At 68.4% G+C, this 18,626-nt stretch carries 22 protein-coding genes and 1 pseudogene; 6 read left to right on the top strand and 17 right to left on the bottom strand.

What is annotated here, in order from left to right; all coding sequences use genetic code 11:
- Positions 1-3: 3 nt before the first annotated feature.
- Positions 4-2,421: a phage tail tape measure C-terminal domain-containing protein gene (locus ABIE57_RS06390; RefSeq protein ID WP_354538169.1), complete on the bottom strand. Its 2,418-nt coding sequence runs from the start codon at positions 2,419-2,421 to the stop codon at positions 4-6.
- A gap of 70 nt (positions 2,422-2,491) precedes the next feature.
- On the opposite strand from ABIE57_RS06390, the gene ABIE57_RS06385 reads away from it, so the two are divergent.
- Together ABIE57_RS06385 and ABIE57_RS06380 are read left to right on the top strand one after the other, a co-directional pair.
- Positions 2,492-2,704, top strand: coding sequence for an AbrB/MazE/SpoVT family DNA-binding domain-containing protein (locus ABIE57_RS06385; protein ID WP_354538168.1), 213 nt, complete (start codon positions 2,492-2,494; stop codon positions 2,702-2,704).
- Positions 2,704-3,084, top strand: coding sequence for a type II toxin-antitoxin system VapC family toxin (locus ABIE57_RS06380; protein ID WP_354538167.1), 381 nt, complete (start codon positions 2,704-2,706; stop codon positions 3,082-3,084). Before ABIE57_RS06385 ends, ABIE57_RS06380 begins: the two co-directional genes overlap by 1 nt.
- Here the strand turns inward: ABIE57_RS06380 and ABIE57_RS06375 are convergent.
- The 4 genes from ABIE57_RS06375 to ABIE57_RS06360 form a co-directional block, all read right to left on the bottom strand.
- Positions 3,074-3,247, bottom strand: coding sequence for a DUF7697 family protein (locus tag ABIE57_RS06375; RefSeq protein ID WP_231565667.1), 174 nt, complete (start codon positions 3,245-3,247; stop codon positions 3,074-3,076). The genes ABIE57_RS06380 and ABIE57_RS06375 overlap by 11 nt on opposite strands.
- Positions 3,248-3,315: 68 nt before the next feature.
- The gene (locus ABIE57_RS06370) at positions 3,316-3,771 is read right to left on the bottom strand and encodes a phage-derived protein YdaY family protein (protein WP_354538166.1); all 456 of its coding nucleotides are present in this window, start codon (positions 3,769-3,771) and stop codon (positions 3,316-3,318) included.
- The gene (locus tag ABIE57_RS06365) at positions 3,771-4,712 is read right to left on the bottom strand and encodes a phage tail tube protein (RefSeq protein WP_354538165.1); all 942 of its coding nucleotides are present in this window, start codon (positions 4,710-4,712) and stop codon (positions 3,771-3,773) included. Before ABIE57_RS06365 ends, ABIE57_RS06370 begins: the two co-directional genes overlap by 1 nt.
- Before the next feature lie 24 nt (positions 4,713-4,736).
- Positions 4,737-5,156: an acyl-CoA transferase gene (locus ABIE57_RS06360; RefSeq protein WP_354538164.1), complete on the bottom strand. Its 420-nt coding sequence runs from the start codon at positions 5,154-5,156 to the stop codon at positions 4,737-4,739.
- A gap of 117 nt (positions 5,157-5,273) precedes the next feature.
- On the opposite strand from ABIE57_RS06360, the gene ABIE57_RS06355 reads away from it, so the two are divergent.
- Positions 5,274-6,155 carry a hypothetical protein gene (locus tag ABIE57_RS06355; RefSeq protein ID WP_354538163.1) on the top strand — a complete coding sequence of 294 codons (882 nt, stop codon included), beginning with the start codon at positions 5,274-5,276 and terminating at the stop codon, positions 6,153-6,155.
- 30 nt (positions 6,156-6,185) lie between these two features.
- Here the strand turns inward: ABIE57_RS06355 and ABIE57_RS06350 are convergent, their stop codons facing one another.
- The 8 genes from ABIE57_RS06350 to ABIE57_RS06315 all read right to left on the bottom strand — a co-directional run bounded on the left by ABIE57_RS06350 (position 6,186) and on the right by ABIE57_RS06315 (position 13,905).
- A complete protein-coding gene (locus ABIE57_RS06350) occupies positions 6,186-6,812 on the bottom strand; it encodes a DUF6441 family protein (RefSeq protein WP_354538162.1) in 627 nt (208 codons plus the stop codon).
- Complete coding sequence (locus tag ABIE57_RS06345) at positions 6,809-7,120, bottom strand: head-tail joining protein (RefSeq protein ID WP_354538161.1); 312 nt, start codon at positions 7,118-7,120, stop codon at positions 6,809-6,811. Before ABIE57_RS06345 ends, ABIE57_RS06350 begins: the two co-directional genes overlap by 4 nt.
- The gene (locus tag ABIE57_RS06340) at positions 7,120-7,455 is read right to left on the bottom strand and encodes a DUF2190 family protein (RefSeq protein WP_354538160.1); all 336 of its coding nucleotides are present in this window, start codon (positions 7,453-7,455) and stop codon (positions 7,120-7,122) included. The genes ABIE57_RS06345 and ABIE57_RS06340 overlap by 1 nt, the downstream gene beginning before the upstream one ends.
- Positions 7,456-7,532: 77 nt before the next feature.
- A complete protein-coding gene (locus tag ABIE57_RS06335; protein WP_354538159.1) occupies positions 7,533-9,587 on the bottom strand; it encodes a prohead protease/major capsid protein fusion protein in 2,055 nt (684 codons plus the stop codon).
- Between the two features lie 5 nt (positions 9,588-9,592).
- Entirely contained in the window at positions 9,593-11,149 is a 1,557-nt protein-coding gene (locus ABIE57_RS06330; protein WP_354538158.1) for a phage portal protein, read from the bottom strand.
- Positions 11,149-11,358, bottom strand: a complete 210-nt coding sequence (locus ABIE57_RS06325; RefSeq protein ID WP_028030714.1) for a phage head-tail joining protein — start codon at positions 11,356-11,358, stop codon at positions 11,149-11,151. The genes ABIE57_RS06330 and ABIE57_RS06325 overlap by 1 nt, the downstream gene beginning before the upstream one ends.
- Positions 11,358-13,361: a phage terminase large subunit family protein gene (locus ABIE57_RS06320; protein ID WP_354538157.1), complete on the bottom strand. Its 2,004-nt coding sequence runs from the start codon at positions 13,359-13,361 to the stop codon at positions 11,358-11,360. The genes ABIE57_RS06325 and ABIE57_RS06320 overlap by 1 nt, the downstream gene beginning before the upstream one ends.
- A complete protein-coding gene (locus tag ABIE57_RS06315; RefSeq protein ID WP_354538156.1) occupies positions 13,309-13,905 on the bottom strand; it encodes a hypothetical protein in 597 nt (198 codons plus the stop codon). The genes ABIE57_RS06320 and ABIE57_RS06315 overlap by 53 nt, the downstream gene beginning before the upstream one ends.
- A 111-nt stretch (positions 13,906-14,016) precedes the next feature.
- Here ABIE57_RS06315 and ABIE57_RS06310 point away from each other — a divergent pair, with 111 nt between their 5' ends.
- The 3 genes from ABIE57_RS06310 to ABIE57_RS06300 all read left to right on the top strand — a co-directional run bounded on the left by ABIE57_RS06310 (position 14,017) and on the right by ABIE57_RS06300 (position 15,778).
- A complete protein-coding gene (locus ABIE57_RS06310; RefSeq protein WP_354538155.1) occupies positions 14,017-14,241 on the top strand; it encodes a hypothetical protein in 225 nt (74 codons plus the stop codon).
- A 90-nt stretch (positions 14,242-14,331) separates the two neighbouring features.
- Positions 14,332-14,904: a DUF3489 domain-containing protein gene (locus tag ABIE57_RS06305; protein WP_354538154.1), complete on the top strand. Its 573-nt coding sequence runs from the start codon at positions 14,332-14,334 to the stop codon at positions 14,902-14,904.
- A gap of 205 nt (positions 14,905-15,109) precedes the next feature.
- A complete protein-coding gene (locus ABIE57_RS06300; RefSeq protein WP_354538153.1) occupies positions 15,110-15,778 on the top strand; it encodes a hypothetical protein in 669 nt (222 codons plus the stop codon).
- A gap of 11 nt (positions 15,779-15,789) precedes the next feature.
- On the opposite strand, the gene ABIE57_RS06295 is transcribed toward ABIE57_RS06300, so the two are convergent.
- From ABIE57_RS06295 to ABIE57_RS06280, 4 genes and pseudogenes are all read right to left on the bottom strand, one after another.
- The gene (locus tag ABIE57_RS06295) at positions 15,790-16,035 is read right to left on the bottom strand and encodes a DUF7220 family protein (protein WP_354538152.1); all 246 of its coding nucleotides are present in this window, start codon (positions 16,033-16,035) and stop codon (positions 15,790-15,792) included.
- Positions 16,032-16,514, bottom strand: a complete 483-nt coding sequence (locus tag ABIE57_RS06290) for a hypothetical protein (protein ID WP_354538195.1) — start codon at positions 16,512-16,514, stop codon at positions 16,032-16,034. Before ABIE57_RS06290 ends, ABIE57_RS06295 begins: the two co-directional genes overlap by 4 nt.
- A gap of 190 nt (positions 16,515-16,704) precedes the next feature.
- Positions 16,705-17,226: pseudogene (locus ABIE57_RS06285) on the bottom strand (DNA cytosine methyltransferase); the annotation flags it as partial.
- Position 17,227: 1 nt separating this feature from the next.
- Positions 17,228-18,604 carry a site-specific DNA-methyltransferase gene (locus ABIE57_RS06280; protein ID WP_354538151.1) on the bottom strand — a complete coding sequence of 459 codons (1,377 nt, stop codon included), beginning with the start codon at positions 18,602-18,604 and terminating at the stop codon, positions 17,228-17,230.
- Between the last annotated feature and the right edge of the window lie 22 nt (positions 18,605-18,626).

Below are 18,626 nucleotides of genomic sequence, written 5' to 3'. Positions count from 1 at the left end.
TGGTCAAAGCCCCCTGCGTCCGAGCGAGACGGCGCGGGCGATGTCGGCCGCCACCTGCGTGCGGGACTGCCGGAAGCTCTCGGCGTCGCGGGCCATGATGGTAACGTTGACGCCGCCGCCTGCTCCGTAGCTCTGGGCCTCACGCCGGGACAGCACGCGCTCGCCCCGCTGCAGGATCGCGGGCACCTCGTCATGGCGCAGCCCCGCCATGCCGCCTGAATGCATTCGCGGGGCGGCGGAGAAAGCCATGGCCGGGACCATCCGCGACGGTCCGGCCGATCCGACCATCCCGCCCGCATGCAGGACGTTGGCGAAGATGCCGCCCGCACCGGAGAACACGCCGGAGAGCGCATTGGCGATCGGCCCGAGGATGAACCGCCGCGCCGCCAGCTGGGCGAGATCGGCGAGCAGCGAGGTGACCAGATCGCGGAAGTTCAGCTTGCCGGTCCGCACGAACTCGCCCACTGCGTTCTCGGCCGACTGGAAGGCGCCGACGAGGCTCTGGCCGATGTCGCCGCCGATCTCGCGGGCCTTGCTGGCGTATTCCAACAGCGCCGCCGTGACCGCCCGCCAGCCCGTGACGGTCGTCTCGGCGTTAGGTTCAGCGGCGGCAGCCGCCGCGCCTGCGGCAGCGCCGGCATCGGTCGCGGCCTGTCCGGCGCCGTCGAGCGCGGTCTCGAACCGCTCCGCAGCGGCCGTGGCCTCGGCAAGCGCATCGGCCCCATCCTCGTCGGTGCCGCGCACGGCATCCCGCAGCGCCTGCCAGCTTTCGAGCGGCGCGCGGGCCCCTTCCGCCAGATCGCGTGCGGCGCCGCGATAGACGTTGGCGGACTCGAGCGCGCGAGCGGCCGCGTCCGTGAGCCCGAGATCGGGCGCGGTCAGCGGGTTGTCCTCGAAAGCCCGATCAAAGGCTGCCTGCCCCGCTGTCGTGGCAGCACTGGCCGCGCCCTCGAACCGGTTCTCGATCTCGCCGAGGTCGAGGTCGGGCACCAGCGAGATGCGGCGCTCCGACCCGAGCGCTTCCAGCCCCTGGTTGATGCCGCCAATGAAGCCGTTGATGCGCGAGACCACGCCGTTCAGCATCGCCTCGACGCCGTCGACCAGGCTGTTGGCCGCCTGGAACGCCAGATCGCCGATGGCGGCGGGAAGCAGACCCCAGATCGCCTTGATCGCCTCGTAGGCGCCCTCGAACGTGTTCGCCGCGGTGTTGCCGAAACCGACCACGCTCTCGATGGCGCTCTGCATGCCCGACGCCGCATCGGCCTTCAGGTCGAAGAACATCGCCGTGGCGGCTGCGCCTGCCGCAGCAGCGCCCATCCTGATCCGCTCCCAGACCTCGACGGCGACATCCTTCAGGAGTGACATCGCTTCGCCGAAGCCGCCCGCGCCGGAGACGAGACGCGTGAACTGGTAGACGAGCTCGCCCGCGCCGACGATCAGTGCGCCGATGCCGGTGCGGATCAGCGCCCCCCGCAGGACGACGAGCGCGGTGGCGAGACCACGGACCGAGAGCGCGGCGGCGGCCATGCCGGCGACCCAGCGCCCAGCCAGGAAGGCGGCGAAGGTCGCGGCATAGGTGGTCAGGCGGCCGATGTTGTCGAAAAGCCCACGGATCGCGATGCCAAGCGGGCCGGTGCGGCTGGCGACCGCCGCCATGGCGTTGGCGACCGCTTCCAGCGCGGGGGCTGCGGCGACAGCGAGCTGGTTCGATAGCCCGCGCCAGATCAGCCCGAGCCGGGAGATCGCGTCGTTCGTGCGCTCGATCTGGTCGGCATGCTGCTCGGAGACAACGACCCCGAAGGCAAGCACGTCCTCGGTCGCCTGGCGCAGCGTCGCGGTGTCGATCCGCGACATGGCGATGGAGCCTTCCTCGCCGAAAAGCTGCCCCGCGACGGCGGCGCGCTCAGCTGCGGGCACGAAGTTCTCGATGGCCGCGTTGATCGCACCGACCCTCTGGTCCAGCGGCAACGCGATCAGCTCATTGGCCGAAAGCCCGAGCCGGTCCAGCGCGTCTGCTGCGGGGCCGGTCCCAGCGGCCGCCTGGCTGAGACGGCGCGTCAGATCCTTCGTCGCCTGCTCAATGCCGGACATCGAGACGCCCGCCAGCTCGCCCGCCCGCTCCAGCGTCTGGATCGAGGCGACCGTGGTCCCCAGCGACTGCGCGAGCTTGGCCTGCGCATCGACCGTCTGCAGGCCGGACCGGATCATCGCCACGCCAGCAGCGGCAGCGGCTGCCACGGCAGCGGCGGCCGCGACCCGCACCCGCCGCGAGAAGGCCGCGAGCCGGGCGTTCGCCGCCTCCATCTCCCGGCTCAGCCGTCCGAAGCCGCGCGCGCCAGCCTCGCCCACGCCTTCGAGTTCGGCGCGCACCTGCCGTCCGCCCACGGCCGCGAGGCGGACGCTGACGCGTTTCTCGGCCATCGGTCAGACTCCTTGCTTTCGCCGTATCGGCGTCTTACGTTTATGCAATCGATCAAGTGAAGGTATGACCATGGCCGAGACCGCGACCCTGTCCTCGAAGTTCCAGATCTCGATTCCCAAGGCGATCCGGACCGCCCAGCACTGGGAGGCCGGGCTGACCTTTGCCTTCATCCCGAAAGGCACGGGCGTCCTGCTTGTGCCGGTGCCCAAGCGGGAGGCGCTGAAGGGGCTCGCGCGCGGCGCGTCCGCCACCGATTACCGCGACCGGACGGATCGGTTCTGATGATCCTCGTCGACACGTCGGCGTGGATCGAATGGCTGATCGGCTCGCCGACCGGCGAGAAGCTGTCCGAGCAGCTGCCCGAACAGGCCAAGTGGCTCGTCCCGACCATGGTCCAGCTCGAGCTGGCGAAATGGCTGACGCGCGAGGTCGGCGAGGACAAAGCCGATCAGGTGATCGCCTTCACGCAGGTCTGCCATGTGGTGCCGCTCGACACCGAGATCGCGCTGGCGGCGGCGGAGGCGTGCCGGGAGCACAAGCTTGCCACCGCCGACGCCATCATCTTCGCAACCGCCCGCGCGCAGGGCGCGACGCTGCTGACCTGCGACGCACATTTCGAGGGACTACCCGGCGTCACGCTGATCGAGAAGATCAAGGCCTGACCCCCGGGCCGCCATTCGCGCTCAGCTCCTCGTTCAGCTTCCGCACCATCACCGCTTCGATGACGGGCAGCAGTTCAGCCATGGCGAGCGGTGGCACGCCGAGCGCGTCGCCGAGCGCCAGCGCCGCCGACATGTCCCAGCCGATCACGGCGCCCGGCAGCACGCGCAGCTGACCGCCGAGACGGCCGACGAGGTCCCATACCTGCCAACCCTCCGGAGTTTCCGGACGGTTCAGCCGCGCCGGGCAGTCCGGGCAGGCTTGCTCGCGGCCCTCGCAGGGTGCGCAGGCTTCGCAGTATCGCTCACCCCCGCCGAAGGACCAGTCGGCGAGAGCGCGGAGGCGTTTTTTTCCTGTTCCAGTAGCAGGCCCTTCGAGACGTAGGTCAGTTGGAAGGCCTCGAAAATCGGCCAGACGTCGAGCAGCGCGTCGATGGCCTCCGGGCTCGGGTCGATGAGCTTGCCGTCCGCGTCGCCGATGCCCTCCCAGCCGAGCACCGCCCGCCGCGCCAGCGCCTTAGCGAAGGCGACCGCGCGCTCCTCGTCGGAGGCTTCCTCCGGAACTGCCTCGACGGCCGGGTCGCTCCGCGTCGCCACCATCAGCGCGGTGGTCAGCGGGCGCAACTGCACCCGAACGCCGGGGGCGAGGTCGTGCCAGCGCGGGGCGTTCGTCAGGTCGAGCGTGAGCATCAATAGGTCTCCACATCGTTCTCGAGGGTGGCGGTGCACATCCGGCCGACCACGCTGTCGCGCGCCGCCTGCCAGTCGAAGGTGGCCTGCACGCCCTGCGGCCCGGAGATCTCGATGCGCGGGCGCGGCAGGTAGACGGCGTGCACGGTGAAGGTGAAGCTCTCGCCCGAGGGCAGGCTGTAGGCGAACTCCATCTCGCAGGCCTCGCCATTGATCGCCTGCGTCACCAGCGTCTGGTCGGCGAAGCGCACCTCGATCCGGCCGGTCAGCGCGGCGATGGATGGGTCCGCCCCGTCGATGCGGCCGTCCGAGCGGATGGTCTCGATCCGGTCGAGATTGTTGGCATAGGTGATCTCGGCCGAAACCACATTGCCGAGGGCGCTGCCATTCCGCGTGATCGCGCCGTTGAAATGCCCGAAGCGCTTCAGCTCTAGCGCGGCAGGCGTTCCGGCACTGGTGGTCGTGCCCACCGTCTCGCCCTGCGCCACCAGCCGCGCGGTTGCGGTCAGCAGGCCAGACCGCTGCATCTGCCAGGTAATCTGGTCGAGCACGCAGCCCGAGTACATCGCGTACCGCGGAACCTCCGGCATGCCGGTCTCGATCGACATGCTGGGCAGCGTCCAGGACCCCGACTGGAACTCGTGGCTGTACGGGGCCTCCGCGCCCGTGGTCGTCGGCGCGCCGAAGGCCGCCTTCAGCCAGAAGCCGAAGGCCTCGGCGTCGAGCGGCACGACGATATCGCCGTCTGCCGTGACCGCATCCTTGATCGGCGCCAACGGATCGCGGCCGTAGCCGAGAAGCTCCGAATTCAGCAGTGGCTGCTCAGCCCCCAGCGAGGTGCTGGCGAAGGGCATTCGGGTGAAGCCGCTGGCGGGCGGCGTTCCATAGGTCGTCTCGAACGCAAGCGCCATCAGCGCCCGCGCCCCCTGGGCTCGTGCCATGGTGTTCTCCTCGGGTTGTCGGGATCAGCCGAGCGGATCGGCCGTGGAATAGTGCAGCACGACCGGGATCACGGCGGCCTTCAGGCTGGCCGCGCCCTCGACCGGCAGATCGACCGGGCGCGGTGCTTCCGCTTCGACCCAGTCGCAGAGCCCGCCCAGCGTGCGGTCGGCGGCGAGCGCCGCGCCGATGCCGGCCGTCAGCGTGTCGAAAGCGACATCACGGTCGACGCCCTGCACGACCGCCTCGATCTCGGCGCGGTGCTGGTAGTGATAGGCGAGCGGCGAGAGCGTCACCTCGGGCTCCCCCGGCTCGCCATCCCGCAGGATCAGCAGGCCCTCGGCCGGCACGCGCTCGGGCAGCACCTCACCGCGCAGGGCGGTGGCGGGCAGCGCCGAGAGCCGCGCGAGCAGCGCGGTTAGGATGGTTTCGCGTGGGCTGGGCATCAAGCAATAAGCCTTTATACTTCAGCACACTTCGTTTCTGTTTGGGGTGACCTCACGAAGGCGCGGCCGAAACAACGAAGCAGCCGGCATTGAGCCACCGAAGGTGTGAGACAGCTGATGGATGATTTTACTATAGCTGCGACCATTGCGGGCCTGCTTCTCACCGCGCTTGGAATTAGAAACACGGTCAACATTGCAAAGCGGCAGGGAGCCTTTCGACGGGAGCGCCTCTTCGTTTCTTTGTCGATACCGCAGCTTCTTTCGTTGGCGAGCGGAAAGCCAATGTTCTCAAAACAACTCGGCCCTCCAGGAGGTGGACGCATGGGTTCAGTCTATCCCCTAATGATGAAGCCTCCTCCATGTGTTGCAATCAACATCTCTGAAAATCCAGGCAAGCATATCTTCTTCATTCCCATTTGCGTTTGGAACGAAGGTGACAAGGGTTCCACCGAGGTTACCCTCAGGCTTGTGACATCAAGCAACCTCGCCGCCGAGAAGACAACTGAGATCGGCCGAATCAAGGGAATAGATACAGACAGGCGCATAATCGAAGATCACGGTGAGCTTCAGATTTCTCACGAAATCGGCAACATAAAGCCTCACGACAGCGCACTGATCGGAGAGGTATTTTCCGTCGATCCGGAAGTCATTGAGATCGGCAAGAAGGCTGCTCGAGTGCTATTAAACATCTCGGCCCAAAGCAGTGATTCTTACGCTCAGACCCAGATACTTCTCTTCCTCGTGAGAGTAGGCTCAAAAGCTGAACTGATGCAGAGTCTTGCGTACCATGCGAAGACAGACCATCGAAGCCGAACCAGCGCAATAGGCAGATTCCTCAAGCTAAATCGCGCGCACAAGGGACATCCATCTCTCTGGATACTTCCAGATTACGAAAAAAAGCCCGATGGGGTTTACGTGCACAAGTTCAATCGTCCCGGAGATGGCACCCAAGCTGGTTTGCTAGTCCCGGTACCTTTCGGGAACTTCATGGAGGTATAAAGCTTAGCGGGGGACGCGCCGACAAATGGCTCACCTTGACTCCACCCAATTCACCACGATCAATCCCGGCACGCTGTCCAACGCCCGGTCTGCATCCCGCGCGAGGTCCAGCCGCTTCGGCAGCTTGACCTGCGGCACCAGCAGGAAGATCGGCGCGGTGACCTTACCGCGCCCGGTCTTCGATCGCGACATCACGGCCTGACCCTTCGTGTTCAGCCGTCCCTCCGCCACCAGCAGGCTCGGACCCGTCCGGCGATAGACGAAGCGCAGGCGCAGGCCACGGCGGCGCTCCCATTCACCGGGGGTGATCCGGCCGCCGCGCAGGGACTTGCCTGCGGCGGGCAGCGGGATCGCCAGCCAGAACCCGTTTTTCGAGCGGATCAGCGGCCCCGTGTCATGCGCGCCCACGATGACCGGAGCCTTGGACCAGACGAGAGCTGCCGCGTCCAGGCTCTCGCCCGACCTCGGGAAGTTCTGGCTCCGGATCGAGTTGGCCAGCCGGAGCCCGAGCCCCGCGCCGGTGATCTGCAGCCGCCACGCCGATTTCAGCCCGGTCCCGGCCTCGCGCATGGCGGCGGTGACGGCGCGTTCGCCCGCTGCCACCTCCGCCGCCATCATCGCGACGATGTCGGGATCGATGTCGAGCTTCAGTTTCACGCGGGCCTCAGATCGACGGTCCAGACCAGCCGCTCGCGGTCGCGAACAGGCTCACCCTGAATGAGGAAGGCGTCACCGTCGATCTCGATGCGGTCGCCTGGACGCGGGTTCGGCACCTCGACGACGCGCAGGTCGATCCGGGTGGTCTCGGACCAAAGCCGCGCATCGCCGAAGTCGGTGACCGCGTCGGCGCGCCGGGCGACGACGCGCACCAGCACGGGCGCGCCGCCGTCGGCGATGTAGACCGCGTCCCGGCCGATGTTCGGATCGGCGAAGAGTGCGCCGACAGCGGCGGCGAAGGCGCTCATCAGAACGTCGCGTTCAGGCGGACCCGGCCGATTGTATCGCCCGCACCGCTCGCCACCGCCTCGACGGCCACGCCGATGAGAGTGTTATCGGTCGCCACCGTGGTGCAGCGCTTGTTGGTGTCGTCCCAATACACCTTGGCGCCGACGGTCCAGGCTTGGGAGCCGACCTTGGTGATGTCGAAGACGCCGACGAGCGCCGTCTCGACAGGCTCGCCGAGGGCGGCCGCTCCGGCGGCGACGCCGAAGATGGAGCCGACGAGCAGCCCATCGCCGGAGGCGACGGCGTAGGGCGCGGTCAGGGTGATGGTGTTGCCGGGCTGGACGTAGTTTTTCATGATGGGGATCCTCTTGGAATGACGAAGGGCGGCCCATCAGGACCGCCCGGATGTCAGGCTTCAGCATGGGGTGCGGGTTACGCGCCCGGGTTCTTGTAGAGGCCGCGCCAGTCGATGGCCTTGGCGCCGAAATCGAGGCGGCACTTGATCTCGACGCCATCGACGTCGAAGCCGTTGCGCGTCTCGATGTAGGCGCCCTGCTGGCCCTCCAGATAGGCGTACTCGATGGTGTCGATCTGGTTCGGGCTGGCCGCCAGATACCACGCCGTTTCGCTCGCGGCGTCGAGGCGCGGCTCGCTGATCGGCGCGAGCGTGCGGATCGACTGCGGCACCACGCTGGACGTCGCGGCGGGCACGAGGTTCTGGGCGACCAGCTGCTCGGCTTTCAGTTCCAGCGAGGCGGGCACGATCAGGAAGGCTGGGCGGACGTTCAGCACCGTCTTCTTGTCGAGACCCGTCTGCTTGGCCATCGCCGCCCGCGCCGCGCCCACCGCATCGACCGCCAGCGCCGCGCCGGTGCCCGCGAGGTTCTTGTGGGTCGTGTGGAACAGCGCGTTGCCGTCGGCCATCGCCGGGTTGGCGGTGATGATCCCCCAGACCACGTCCGACTCCAGCTGGGCGATGGAGTTGCCGTACATCGCCGGGATGCGCGTGAAGGCGTCGAGATCGTCGTTGATCAGCGTCTGGCGGGTGATCGCGACCACGCGGCCATAGGTCTTGACCTTGTAGCTCTCCTTGCTCTCGCCGAGCGTGCCGCGCTTGAACTCGCCGCTCTCGCCCACCTCCAGAAGCTGCGGGGCTTCGCCGAGCTGGACCCGGTGCATGGCCTTGAAGTCGGTGGCGAGCACCTGACGGCAGAACAGCATGAAGGTGCGGGGATAGGCCTCGTAGGCCTGCCGCAGGGTCTTGTTCGTGACCGCCGACAGGATCTCGGGGAAGTCCGAGGTCGAGTGCAGCGCGCGCGTCGCCACCTCGTCGCGCGACAGGCCCCGCGTGTTGACCCCGGCATTGCCGAGGCTTTCGCGGGCCAGTTCCAGCAGCGTCATGCCGCGATACTGACGCGCGGCGTCTTCCAGCTGGAACAGCGTCGGGCTGTAGCGGTGCAGCAGCGCATTCGCCACGGCGTCGCGGCGGGTGATGCGCTCGTCGCGGCCGCCGAGCGGGACGGAGACATGGCCGAAGGTCCGGGTCTCGTCCGACTTCGCGGCGACCTGATCGAGGATCAGCCGGCGGGACTCGTCGACGCTGACGCCGCGCTTGACCAGATCCTCGGCGAAACCGCGCTCGAGGTTCAGGCGGCCCGCGAGATCGTAGATGGTGGACACACGCTCGCGCTCGGCCTCGCGGGCGCGGGTCGCGACCGCCTCTGTGTCGGGCGCGGGCGTTGCCTGCGTCTTCGGCTGGCTGCGGGTTTCGACTGCGGCGACCTTCGGGTCGGGCGCAGCCGCTTTCGGCTCGGTCATGGGGGTGTCCTCGGTTTCGACCGGCTCGGTCGGCTGGGTGGTGGCGGGCGTTGCGGCGTCGCGCGCCGGGATCTGGATCTTGTCCGTCATCGGGGATGCTCCTTGCGGTGTGGGGGCGTCCCGGCGGTGGAGGACGCAGTCGTGAAGGGGGTGCTGGGCGCGGAAGCCCGCGGCGGGGTCGGCGCCGACCGCGACGGCGGAGACCTCGAACGGCGTCCAGTCCACCGCGCGCCAGAGTTCGCGCGCGGCCTCGGGCTTCGAGACCTCGAAGCGGTGGACCTGGTAGCCGATGGAGACCGCCCGGATGTGGCCCGCCTGGATGTCGCGCCAGATCGGCTCGACATCGGCGCGTTCGCTGATCCGCACCAGCGCGATGCCGCGCCCGTTCTCGATCCGGGCCGAACCCGGCACGACCGAGCCGATCACTGCATCGAGCGTGTCGAGCTCGTGCACCTTCAGGAAGGGTGCCCCGGCATTCAGCCGGTCCAGCCGGACATGGGCGGGATCGAGGCTCAGTTCCTCGTCATAGGGCTCGCCGAAGAAGCTGGCGCGGCGCACGCGGGCCCCGGCCGACCAGACGACCTCGACGGTGCGGCTGTCGGCATCGGCGGTGTTCGGCGCAAGTTCCGCCGACCGGCGCATGGCCGGCAGTTCGATCATCGTGTCCATGAAGGTCAGTCCTGTTGGTCGGCCTGCGCCGGGTCTGTTTCCGCGTCGGCGGCCGGGTCGTCCGTGTCCCGTTCGTCAGCGGCCGGATCGGTCGCCGGATCGCTGGTCTGCGCGCTGCCGGTCTTGGTGACGCGGCGCGGATCGCTGTCGAGCACTAGCCCCAGCGCGTCGAGCTTGGCGTTCGTCGCGGCGATTTCGGCCAGCACGGCATCCGGATTGCGGCCCTGTTTCGCGATGACCTCGGCCAGCGTCATGGTGCCGGAGCGGATCGACAGCAGGTTCGCCATTGCGTCCTTCTGCGGATCGACCGCCTCGAACTTCGGCGGCGACCATTCGACCGGCACATCCGGCGTTGGGATCTGGCCCGCCGCCCATGCGGCTTCGGTGAACCAGCGCCAGACCGGGGCGCAGAACATCGGGATGAACAACTGCCACTGCACGGCGTCGATCTGGCGACGGAACTCCACCAGCCCGGCCCGGATCGAGGAATAGTTGACCTGGGACAAGTCCCCGGTGAGCAACTCGTAGGGCACCCGGAATCCGGCCGAGATGGTGTGCAGGCTCGCGCGCTTGTATTCGCCATAGCCGCCGGTGGCGGCGGGCTGGTTGAAGCGGATGTCCTTGCCGCCCCGGGCATAGGCGATGAGCCCCGGCTCGAACTGCTCGACGCGGTTGCCATCGGCATCGACCACGGAAGGCGCGATACCCTGCTGGGCCTCGTCATCACCGAAGACGATGGCGGTGACGCAAGCCTCGGTCTTCTTGCGGACCAGTTCCGCCACCTCGTAGTCGTCGAGATCGCGCAAGCTGCGGATCACCGGTGCGCCCCACGGGACGCCGCGCGCCTGCGTGCGCTGCTTCTCGTAGACATGGGCGATCTCGCTCGCCGGGACCGGGCGGCTCTGCAGACCGTTCTGCAAGGCCCCGTAGGCGTCGCCCGGATGTTCAGCGTGCAGCCAGTAGGCCCGGCGCTTGCCGAGCGGATCGAACTCGATCCCCTGGACCAGCCGCCCCGCGCCGAGGGCGCCGGATTTCGTCGCGTCGAGGAAGTCGGCCTCCAGCACCTGCAGCTGCAGCGGTACCGGCAGACCATCCGACGACCGGCGCAGACGGCGGCGCACCAGCACTTCGCCAGCCTCCACCATCTCGCGGCAGATCAGCGTCTGCAGGCCGTAGAAGTCGAGCTGGCCGTCGGCGTCGCACTCCGCCGTCCAGCGTTCGAACAGGGCATCGACCTTCCGATCGAGCTTGTCGTCGCCGCTCGCGGCGCGGGGCATGATGCCCGCGCCGATGATATTGTTCACAAGCACCGCCACGGCCTTGGCCGCATGCGGGTTGTTGCGCACCAGATCGCGCATCCGGTCGCGCAGCAGCGCCCCCGCCACGCCGATCTCGGTGTCGGCCGAGGATCCCGGTGCGCGCCAGCCCTCCGTCCGCCGCCCGCGTGCGGCGCCGTCATAGCCCCGCGTCAGGGTCTCGAAGGCCTGACGCGCCATCACGCGGCGGGCCGCCATGCGCGGCGCCACCGTGGCGATGGCGTGATCGAACCAGTTCGCCGACATCAGCGATCCCCGCGCGAGAAGCCAGCGAGCCCGGCGACCGGCAGTGGCCGGGTCGTCCCCGCGATGGCGCGTTCGATGGTGCGGATGCGGGCCAGCAGATCCTCGGCCGAGCCGTAGTCCACCGACTTTCCGTCATAGCTGACCCGGGTCGTGCCGCTGGCATAGGCGCGGCGCAGCGCCGAGAGCTCGGTTTCCGTCCAGTCGGTCATCAAAACCATCCTCCGCGCCGCCCGAGCCAGTCGGAGCGGCGCTTGCCCTGCGGGGCCTGTCCCGGCCGGTTGATCTGCCCGGCGTGATCGGTGTCGGTGGGGGCGGCCCCGAGCTGATCCTCGAGGTCACGCCATTTCTCGTCGGGCCAGCGGTCTGCGCCCGCGATCCAGGCGGCGGCGCGGGCGTAGACCCGGCAGTCCAGCGCTTCGTTACGTTCTCGCAGCTTCTGCCATTCCAGCCGGGCGAAGCCGCGCTTTGTGCGGACCGTCACCAGCTGTTCGGCCACGAATTGCTTCAGCCATTCGTTTTCGACCCAGTGCGGCAGATGCACGGATCCGGGCGGGAACGCCGCCCCGTCGGCGATGTCCTCCTCGGTCGGGCGCGCGAGCCGCAGGAAGCGGTAGGTCTCGGCCTTGAAGGTCGACACCGCCACGGTCCAGAGCCGCGCCCCGCGCCGGAGGCGTTTGCCGCCCTCGGTCGCATCGACGAAGGTCGGCCCCGACACCGGGCTCGAGCGGTTGAACCCCTCGACGCCCTTGACCGGCGACACCTGCCCAAACCCCTGCGCCCGCGACCAGGAATAGACCGCCGGGGCCTCGTAGCCGGTGTCGATGGCGAGCCGCGCGATGCGCAGATGCGCGCCGCGCTCGTGCAGCCAGCTTCGATCCAGCAGCGCGGTCAGCTCCGACCAGGCGTCATGCCGGTCGGGCCCGCCCTCGATGACGACATGGTCGACGAGCCACGACTCAAGTCCGCGCCCCCATGCCCAGACATCGACCTCGATCCGGTCCTTCTGGACATCGGCCCCGGCCGTCAGGAACAGTCCGCCCGCAGGCACCGTGCCGGATGTCCAGCGCTCGCGCCGGTCGTAAAGCCGCTGCCAGTCGGGCGCCTCCCCGGTTTCGACCCAGGTCTCGCCGAGGATCGTGTTGCGAAACGCCTTGATCGCCTCGTCCGACCCCTGTGCCGCGTCCCATGCCCGCACGATCCGCTCCCAGCTCAGCCAACCGATCGGCGAATAGAGCGCCGAGAGGTGATAGCCGACGGTGCCGGGATCGGCTGCGGTCGCCGTCGCCCGCCATTCGCCTGCGTCCAGCATTGCCGTCTTGTGATGTTCGGCGATGGGCGTCTCGCAGCCCTCGCAATGATACTCGGCCGTCTCCGGGCGGCCCTTCTGCCAGCGCAGCCGGTCGAACTTCAGCCACTGCATTGCGCCGCAATGCGGGCACGGCACAAAGAACCGGCGCTGGTCGCTGGCCTCGTATTCCCGTTCGATCCGGCTCAGCCCCCGGATCGTCGGCGTCGAGACAAGGAACACCTTGCGCCGGTGGGCGAAGGTCAGCGAGCGCGCCTCGGCCAGCGTGACGGGGTCGCCTTCCTCGTCGGCCGAGGCCGGATAGGCGTCGACCTCGTCGAGAAAGATGTAGCGTGCCGGGGTGGAGCGCAGCCCGACCGCCGAGTTCGCGCCGGTCATGATCAGGATGCCGCCCGCGAATTCCTTGGACAGCATCGTGTTGCCCGCGTCGCGCGAGCGCGCCGGTTTGACCCTCTCCCGCAGCTCGGGGCTCTCGTCGATCAGCGGGTCGATCCGCTGGCGCGAGTTGCGCTTGGCCAGTTCCACGGTCGGCTGGACCGCCAGCATCGGGCCCGGCGCCTGGTGGATCGCAAAGCCGATCCAGTTGTTTCCAGCCTCGGTCGCGCCGACCTGCGCGGCCTTCATGAACACGATCCGCTGCGTGGGATCGCCGGGCGAGAGCCGGTCCATGATCTCGCGCATGTAGGGCGTGCGCACCGTGCGATACCGCCCGGGCTCGGCCGAGGCGCGGCCCGAGAGCATCCGGTGCCGGTCCGCCCATTGCGAGACCGTCAGGTCCGGGTCGGGCCGGAGCCCATTGCCCCAGGCGCGCAGGATCTCGCCCGCGCCGTCGAAATCCGTCAGTGGGTCAACTTCACCGGAAGTCGGGCCGGACCTCGGCGAGTTCGTCGAGGTGGGCGCGTACATGTCTCTCCAGCACCTTCTGCATCGCGGCTGGCTCCACGGTGATCTGTTGACCCGTCGCGTCGCTGCACGAGGCCGAGAGCTCGGCCGCCATCAGCGCCGCCGCGCGCGCAGGCCAGTTCACCCACGCGTCCCGTTCCTCCCGCGCCAGGCGAAACACCAGCGCCAGCGCGCGGGCCCGCTCGATCAACTCCCCTTTCAGCTTCTGGAGCCGGATGCGCCGCTCCTGCGCCTTCAGCACCTCGTTCGCGGTCTTCGCCTGCAGGAAGGTCGTGCCGCCGCCGACTGCCGGGACCGCCAGCCCCTGTTCGCGGAGCGTGTCGCCGACAGCGGTCACCGCGGCTTCGGGGACAGGCTTCAGCTTCGGTGCGGGCGGCTTGCGGGTCTTCGACGGGTCCGTCGTCTCGGCCCGTCTGGCGTCGCTGGCCGCCGCGTTGATGCTGCCGTCGGGATAGAGCACCAGCCGCTCGGCCGTCTTCGCCTTCTGGATCGCGCCCCGCGACAGCCCGACATGGGCGGCGTACTGGCGCTCGCTCATGCCCTGCATCGATAGCTCCGATTATCATTCAAGATCATGTGCTTATCGAGTTGATAAGCGCGCCGGACAGAGCGAACGTCACTCCAACGAAGCGATGCAACTCACCAAGGAGCCACCCCGATGACCCGCCGCGCCACCGACAACACGAAAGCCCTCGACGCCTTCCTCGCCGCCAAGTTCGAGATCGACGCGATGCTGGAGCGGCTCGCCGCCCTCAGCGCGGACCATTTCGAGACCCACCCCGACGAGATCAACTGGGGCCATGTCGGCACCCTGAACCACTACCGCGCCAAGCTGCGCGAGATCACCGACATGGCCTTCAGCGAAGGCGAACACGCCGAGTGAGACGACCCGCTCGCGGTCCCGCCCGCCGACTGGCGGGCTTGGCCTCGTAGAAGGGCCCGCATCCCGCGCGCCCCGATACGGGAGACGACGATGACCAAGCTTTCCGACACCCAAGCCCTGATCCTGAGCGCCGCCGCCCAGCGGCCCGAGCATATCGCCCTGCCGCTGCCCGAGAGCCTGCGCGGCGGCGCCGCCGCCAAGGTGGTCGGCGCGATGATCGCGAAGGGGTTCCTGCAGGAGGTCGACGCCGACATGCGCAAGGGCGAACCCATCTGGCGCGAGACCGGCGACGGCCACGGCGTCACGCTGGTCGCCACCGACGCAGGTTTAGTCGCCGTCGGCATCGAGACCGAGGACGCGGACACCGCGCCTGCGGGCGCGACGGACGCGCCGACCGAGCAGCCCGCGCCGGACACCCCCACCGAGACCGAGCCCGCGCCCAAGACGCGCACGCCGCGCGAGGGCACCAAGCAGGCCACGCTGATCGCCATGCTGCGCGCGCCGGACGGTGCGACCATCGAGGAGATCATGGCCGCGACGGGCTGGCAGTCGCACACGGTGCGCGGCGCGATGGCCGGGGCGCTGAAGAAGAAACTCGGGCTCGAGGTGACCTCGGAGAAGGTCGAGAACCGGGGGCGCGTGTACAAACTCCCCGCCGCCTGACGCACCGGACCCCGACAAGTTGATGGACGCCGTCCCTCCGGGGCGGCGGCTTCTTGGTTTAGCGGCGCCTCCGGCCAACGTGAAACAGCCGGTTTCACGCGCGATTGTCGCGGTCCTCGCGCGAAGATCGCACGTCACGCACGATATTGCATTTTCATGCAAAGAACCTATCTTCCGTGCGAACCCGGATGAAAGGCAGATACCTATGGCATTTCGAGCAGACGAGGCGGCACAGGACGGCTACGAGCGGGCGCGACGGATCTTGGTCCTGTCGCCCGGGGTCGATGCCGACCAGCGAGAGAAGGCGGACGGCGCGCTGCAGGACCTGATCGACACGCATGGTCCGGTCGTGCGCGGGTATCCGACATGGCACCCCTTGGTGCCGCAGGACAATCCGCAGATGCCGGTGACGGACCCCAGCGATCGTTGCGGGTATCAGGGTCTGGACCACACGATCTATTTCGCACACGCGTTCGTGTCGTGCCCCTACGGAGATGGCTTAAAGATCATCGAGTCTGTCGAAGCGATGGAGCCACATCCCTGCGCCACGATTACCGCCGAGCGGCTGGACGTTCCCTTCTACAATTCGGGTACCACGCCGATCCTCGTCCGCTGCGACTGGCACGAAGCATTTCCCGAGCGCCACATGGTGCCCAAGAAGCTCGCCGTGCCGCTGATGATCCAGCAAGAGATGCGAATGTGGCACCGCGCTGAAGTCGGCGAGCGGTGGGATACGATGCGTCCCTACCTGCTCGGTGATCCCCATGGGTCGCGCTCATCGCTGTTCGTCAATCAGGAGACGGCGATGGCGATGAAGCGCGTTTACGCGGCGATGGTGGAGTCCGGCATGTTCGGGCCGCTGCGAATGGACTGACGCGTCGTTCATCATCGCGGCCGCGCGCTCGATGTTCGGAGCTTTCGCACCCGTATTGCCTCGAACAGCCGCCGCAGGACGTAGGACCGCGCGATGCTCACCACGGTGAACACCGCACCCATCTTCAGGTTTTGCGCCAGCGTCGTGTGCAGCCCGAAGACCGGGAAGATCAGGATCTGCGTCACGACCGCGACGCCGTAGCCGACGACCACATTGGCGATGGACTCGACCAGCGACATGAGGCGGGACTGCTTCATGTCGCCACCTCATCCATCGGCCAGCAATTCAGCCGCGAGAGTTCGCAGCGCATCCGCCGCAACCAGCGGGACCACTCCGTTGCCACAGAGCCGAAGCCGGTCCACCCGGTGGGCCAGCCCATCAGCGCCTCGACGAACAGCGGGTTCAAGGTCCGGCGCAGCGCGGAGGTATCGCGCCCAGCCATCGGCGTCACCAGGACCTGGCGGCCAAGCAGGCCGTTCACCGGCGTGTTCGCCAATGTCGTCGCCCCATCCTTGTGATCGCGGGCCGTCGGCGTCATCCACATCCCCGCCGCATGGGTCAGGTCGGCGGTCCGGCGGTTGCCCGCGCTCGGCTTGCAACCGTCGTTGGCCATCGGCGTCGGCCAGTCCCGCGCCATGCCGTCCAGACCCTTCTCGTGCTTCCGCTCGCCGCCCCGGCTGCGGAAACTGTCGATCTGTGGCGTCGGCCACATCGCGGCCGTCGTCGCGAGGTTCATGCCGTGCTGACCCGCTGTCTGCGATGGCGTCGGTTTGGTCTGCCGGTTCTCGTTGGCGCTGGCCCTCGGCGTCGGCCAGAGCCGCAGCAATTCCGTCCGGTTCCCGCCACTCGACCGGGTTCCAGAGCAGGCGCGCGGGGTCGGCCAGCTCGTCTCCTTCGCGGAGGGCGAGGATGAAGAGCCGCTCGCGCTTGTGGGGCGCGCCAACTTCCGCCGCCGTAAAGAGGCCTGCCGCAAGGCGGTAGCCCATGCCGACCAATCCTGCGGCGACTTCGGGGAAGCCGAGGCGGAGATGATGGGCGACATTCTCGAGGAAGACGAAGGGCGGCTCGATCTCGCCGATGATGCGGGCGACATGCGGCCAGAGGTGGCGCGGGTCGTCCGCGCCCCGGCGCTTGCCAGCGACGGAGAACGGCTGGCACGGATAGCCCGCAGTGACGATGTCCACCGCGCCGCGCCAAGGTCGGCCATCGAAGGTTCCAACATCGTCCCAGACAACAGCCTCATCCAGGGACGCGTCTTCCATCCGCGCCACGAGAGTGGCTGCGGCGTAGGTTTCCCGTTCGACATGGCCCACAGTACGATATCCGGGGATGGCGATGGTGAGCCCGAGATCGAGACCGCCTGCGCCGGAGCACAGGGAGAGGCCGAACAGGCATGCGTCTCCGGCTCCGGCAGCGCGTCCGGAGGAAGGTAAAGCCAGGTCATGCATGTCACGCGGCGGTCTTGCGCTTTCGCGCGGGTTCGGGGGCGGTGTCCGTAGCCAGGGGATCGGCCGGGGGTGCGGCGTCGTCACCCAGCCGCTCGGTCCTCACCTCAGCGAAGGTCCGGCCGTCGCCATCTAGGATCGCGTCGCGGCCGGTCTCGGCCTGCCAGCGTTCCACGGCCACGTCGACGTAGGCCGCGCTGATCTCCATCGCGAACACCCGGCGGCCATTGGCCTCGCCCGCCATGATCTGCGATCCGGAGCCCGAGAACGGCTCGTAGCAGAGCCCGCCGCGCGCGACGTGCTGGCGCATCGGGATGCCGAAGGCGTCGATCGGTTTCGGCGTCGGGTGGTCGGGCCGGTCGTCCTTGGCGAAGCTGGGCAGCGCCCATGTCGATGGCAGCGTCTCCTCGGCGACCTTTGGCGGACGGTTCGGGCGGCGCCAGCCCATGAAGCAGGGCTCGTGCTTCCACAGGTAATGCGACCGGGTCAGAACCCCGCGGTCCTTCACCCAGATGATCTGCTGGTGGACGAAGGCCCCGGCCTTTTCCCAGCAGGCCTCCAGCATCGCCTGGCGGCGGGAGGCGTGCCAGCAGTACCAGGCGGCGTCCTCGGTGATCGCCTCGGCCACGGCGGCCGCGATGAAACCGTCGTAGAGTTCCGCGCCCTGCGAACTGTCGTCCCACGTCGTGCCGTAGGACGCCGACCAGTCCTTGTTCCGCGTCGGGTGGTTTGAGCCGTCGTAGTCGACGAGATACGGTGGATCGGTCGCGAACAGGATTGCGCGCTCGCCATTCACCAGGCGGCGCACATCGTCGTGGCTTGTGCTGTCGCCGCAGAGCAGGCGGTGGTCGCCGAGGATCCACAGGTCGCCCGTCCGCGAGGCCGGGTTACGCGGCGGTTCGGGGATCGTCACCGGCGGCACGGAGCCCCCGGCGCCACCTTCTTCACCGTCGTCTTCCGCGACGTAGGCCAGCAGTTTATCGAGCTCGCCGTCTGAGAACCCGACCAGCGACAGGTCGAAATCCTCGGCCAACAGGTCGTTCAGTTCAGCCGACAGCAGCGCCTCGTCCCAGGTGCCGAGCTCCGTCAGCTTGTTGTCCGCGATCCGGTAGGCCCGGCGCTGCGCCTCGGTCAGGTGCCCGAGCACGATCACCGGCGCCTCAGTTAGTCCCAGCTGCGTCGCCGCCAGCACGCGCCCGTGGCCCGCGATCAGCTCACCGTCCTCGGCGACGAGGCAGGGCACGGTCCAGCCGAACTCCGCCATGCTGGCCGCGATCTTCGCGACCTGATCCGGCCCGTGCGCCTTCGCGTTCTTCGCGTAGGGCTGGAGGCGCGACAGCGGCCACATCTCGATCGCGTCCGGGGCGAAGCTCAGCGTCATGGTGGGCAAGGTTCCTCGGTCG

The sequence above is a fragment of the Roseovarius sp. MBR-6 genome (assembly GCF_040547525.1).
Taxonomy (GTDB): domain Bacteria; phylum Pseudomonadota; class Alphaproteobacteria; order Rhodobacterales; family Rhodobacteraceae; genus Roseovarius.
Note: the sequence above shows the minus strand (reverse complement) of the source record. Positions and strands in the feature narration are given on the sequence as shown.

What these genes read in the sequence shown, in the direction of transcription:
- ABIE57_RS06390 (WP_354538169.1), bottom strand. Translation starts at nt 2,421, where the DNA reads ATGGCCGAGAAACGCGTCAGCGTCCGCCTCGCGGCCGTGGGCGGACGG.
- ABIE57_RS06385 (WP_354538168.1), top strand. Translation starts at nt 2,492, where the DNA reads ATGGCCGAGACCGCGACCCTGTCCTCGAAGTTCCAGATCTCGATTCCC.
- ABIE57_RS06380 (WP_354538167.1), top strand. Translation starts at nt 2,704, where the DNA reads ATGATCCTCGTCGACACGTCGGCGTGGATCGAATGGCTGATCGGCTCG.
- ABIE57_RS06370 (WP_354538166.1), bottom strand. Translation starts at nt 3,771, where the DNA reads ATGCTCACGCTCGACCTGACGAACGCCCCGCGCTGGCACGACCTCGCC.
- ABIE57_RS06365 (WP_354538165.1), bottom strand. Translation starts at nt 4,712, where the DNA reads ATGGCACGAGCCCAGGGGGCGCGGGCGCTGATGGCGCTTGCGTTCGAG.
- ABIE57_RS06360 (WP_354538164.1), bottom strand. Translation starts at nt 5,156, where the DNA reads ATGCCCAGCCCACGCGAAACCATCCTAACCGCGCTGCTCGCGCGGCTC.
- ABIE57_RS06355 (WP_354538163.1), top strand. Translation starts at nt 5,274, where the DNA reads ATGGATGATTTTACTATAGCTGCGACCATTGCGGGCCTGCTTCTCACC.
- ABIE57_RS06345 (WP_354538161.1), bottom strand. Translation starts at nt 7,120, where the DNA reads ATGAGCGCCTTCGCCGCCGCTGTCGGCGCACTCTTCGCCGATCCGAAC.
- ABIE57_RS06340 (WP_354538160.1), bottom strand. Translation starts at nt 7,455, where the DNA reads ATGAAAAACTACGTCCAGCCCGGCAACACCATCACCCTGACCGCGCCC.
- ABIE57_RS06335 (WP_354538159.1), bottom strand. Translation starts at nt 9,587, where the DNA reads ATGGACACGATGATCGAACTGCCGGCCATGCGCCGGTCGGCGGAACTT.
- ABIE57_RS06330 (WP_354538158.1), bottom strand. Translation starts at nt 11,149, where the DNA reads ATGTCGGCGAACTGGTTCGATCACGCCATCGCCACGGTGGCGCCGCGC.
- ABIE57_RS06325 (WP_028030714.1), bottom strand. Translation starts at nt 11,358, where the DNA reads ATGACCGACTGGACGGAAACCGAGCTCTCGGCGCTGCGCCGCGCCTAT.
- ABIE57_RS06320 (WP_354538157.1), bottom strand. Translation starts at nt 13,361, where the DNA reads ATGTACGCGCCCACCTCGACGAACTCGCCGAGGTCCGGCCCGACTTCC.
- ABIE57_RS06315 (WP_354538156.1), bottom strand. Translation starts at nt 13,905, where the DNA reads ATGCAGGGCATGAGCGAGCGCCAGTACGCCGCCCATGTCGGGCTGTCG.
- ABIE57_RS06310 (WP_354538155.1), top strand. Translation starts at nt 14,017, where the DNA reads ATGACCCGCCGCGCCACCGACAACACGAAAGCCCTCGACGCCTTCCTC.
- ABIE57_RS06305 (WP_354538154.1), top strand. Translation starts at nt 14,332, where the DNA reads ATGACCAAGCTTTCCGACACCCAAGCCCTGATCCTGAGCGCCGCCGCC.
- ABIE57_RS06300 (WP_354538153.1), top strand. Translation starts at nt 15,110, where the DNA reads ATGGCATTTCGAGCAGACGAGGCGGCACAGGACGGCTACGAGCGGGCG.
- ABIE57_RS06295 (WP_354538152.1), bottom strand. Translation starts at nt 16,035, where the DNA reads ATGAAGCAGTCCCGCCTCATGTCGCTGGTCGAGTCCATCGCCAATGTG.
- ABIE57_RS06290 (WP_354538195.1), bottom strand. Translation starts at nt 16,514, where the DNA reads ATGAACCTCGCGACGACGGCCGCGATGTGGCCGACGCCACAGATCGAC.
- ABIE57_RS06280 (WP_354538151.1), bottom strand. Translation starts at nt 18,604, where the DNA reads ATGACGCTGAGCTTCGCCCCGGACGCGATCGAGATGTGGCCGCTGTCG.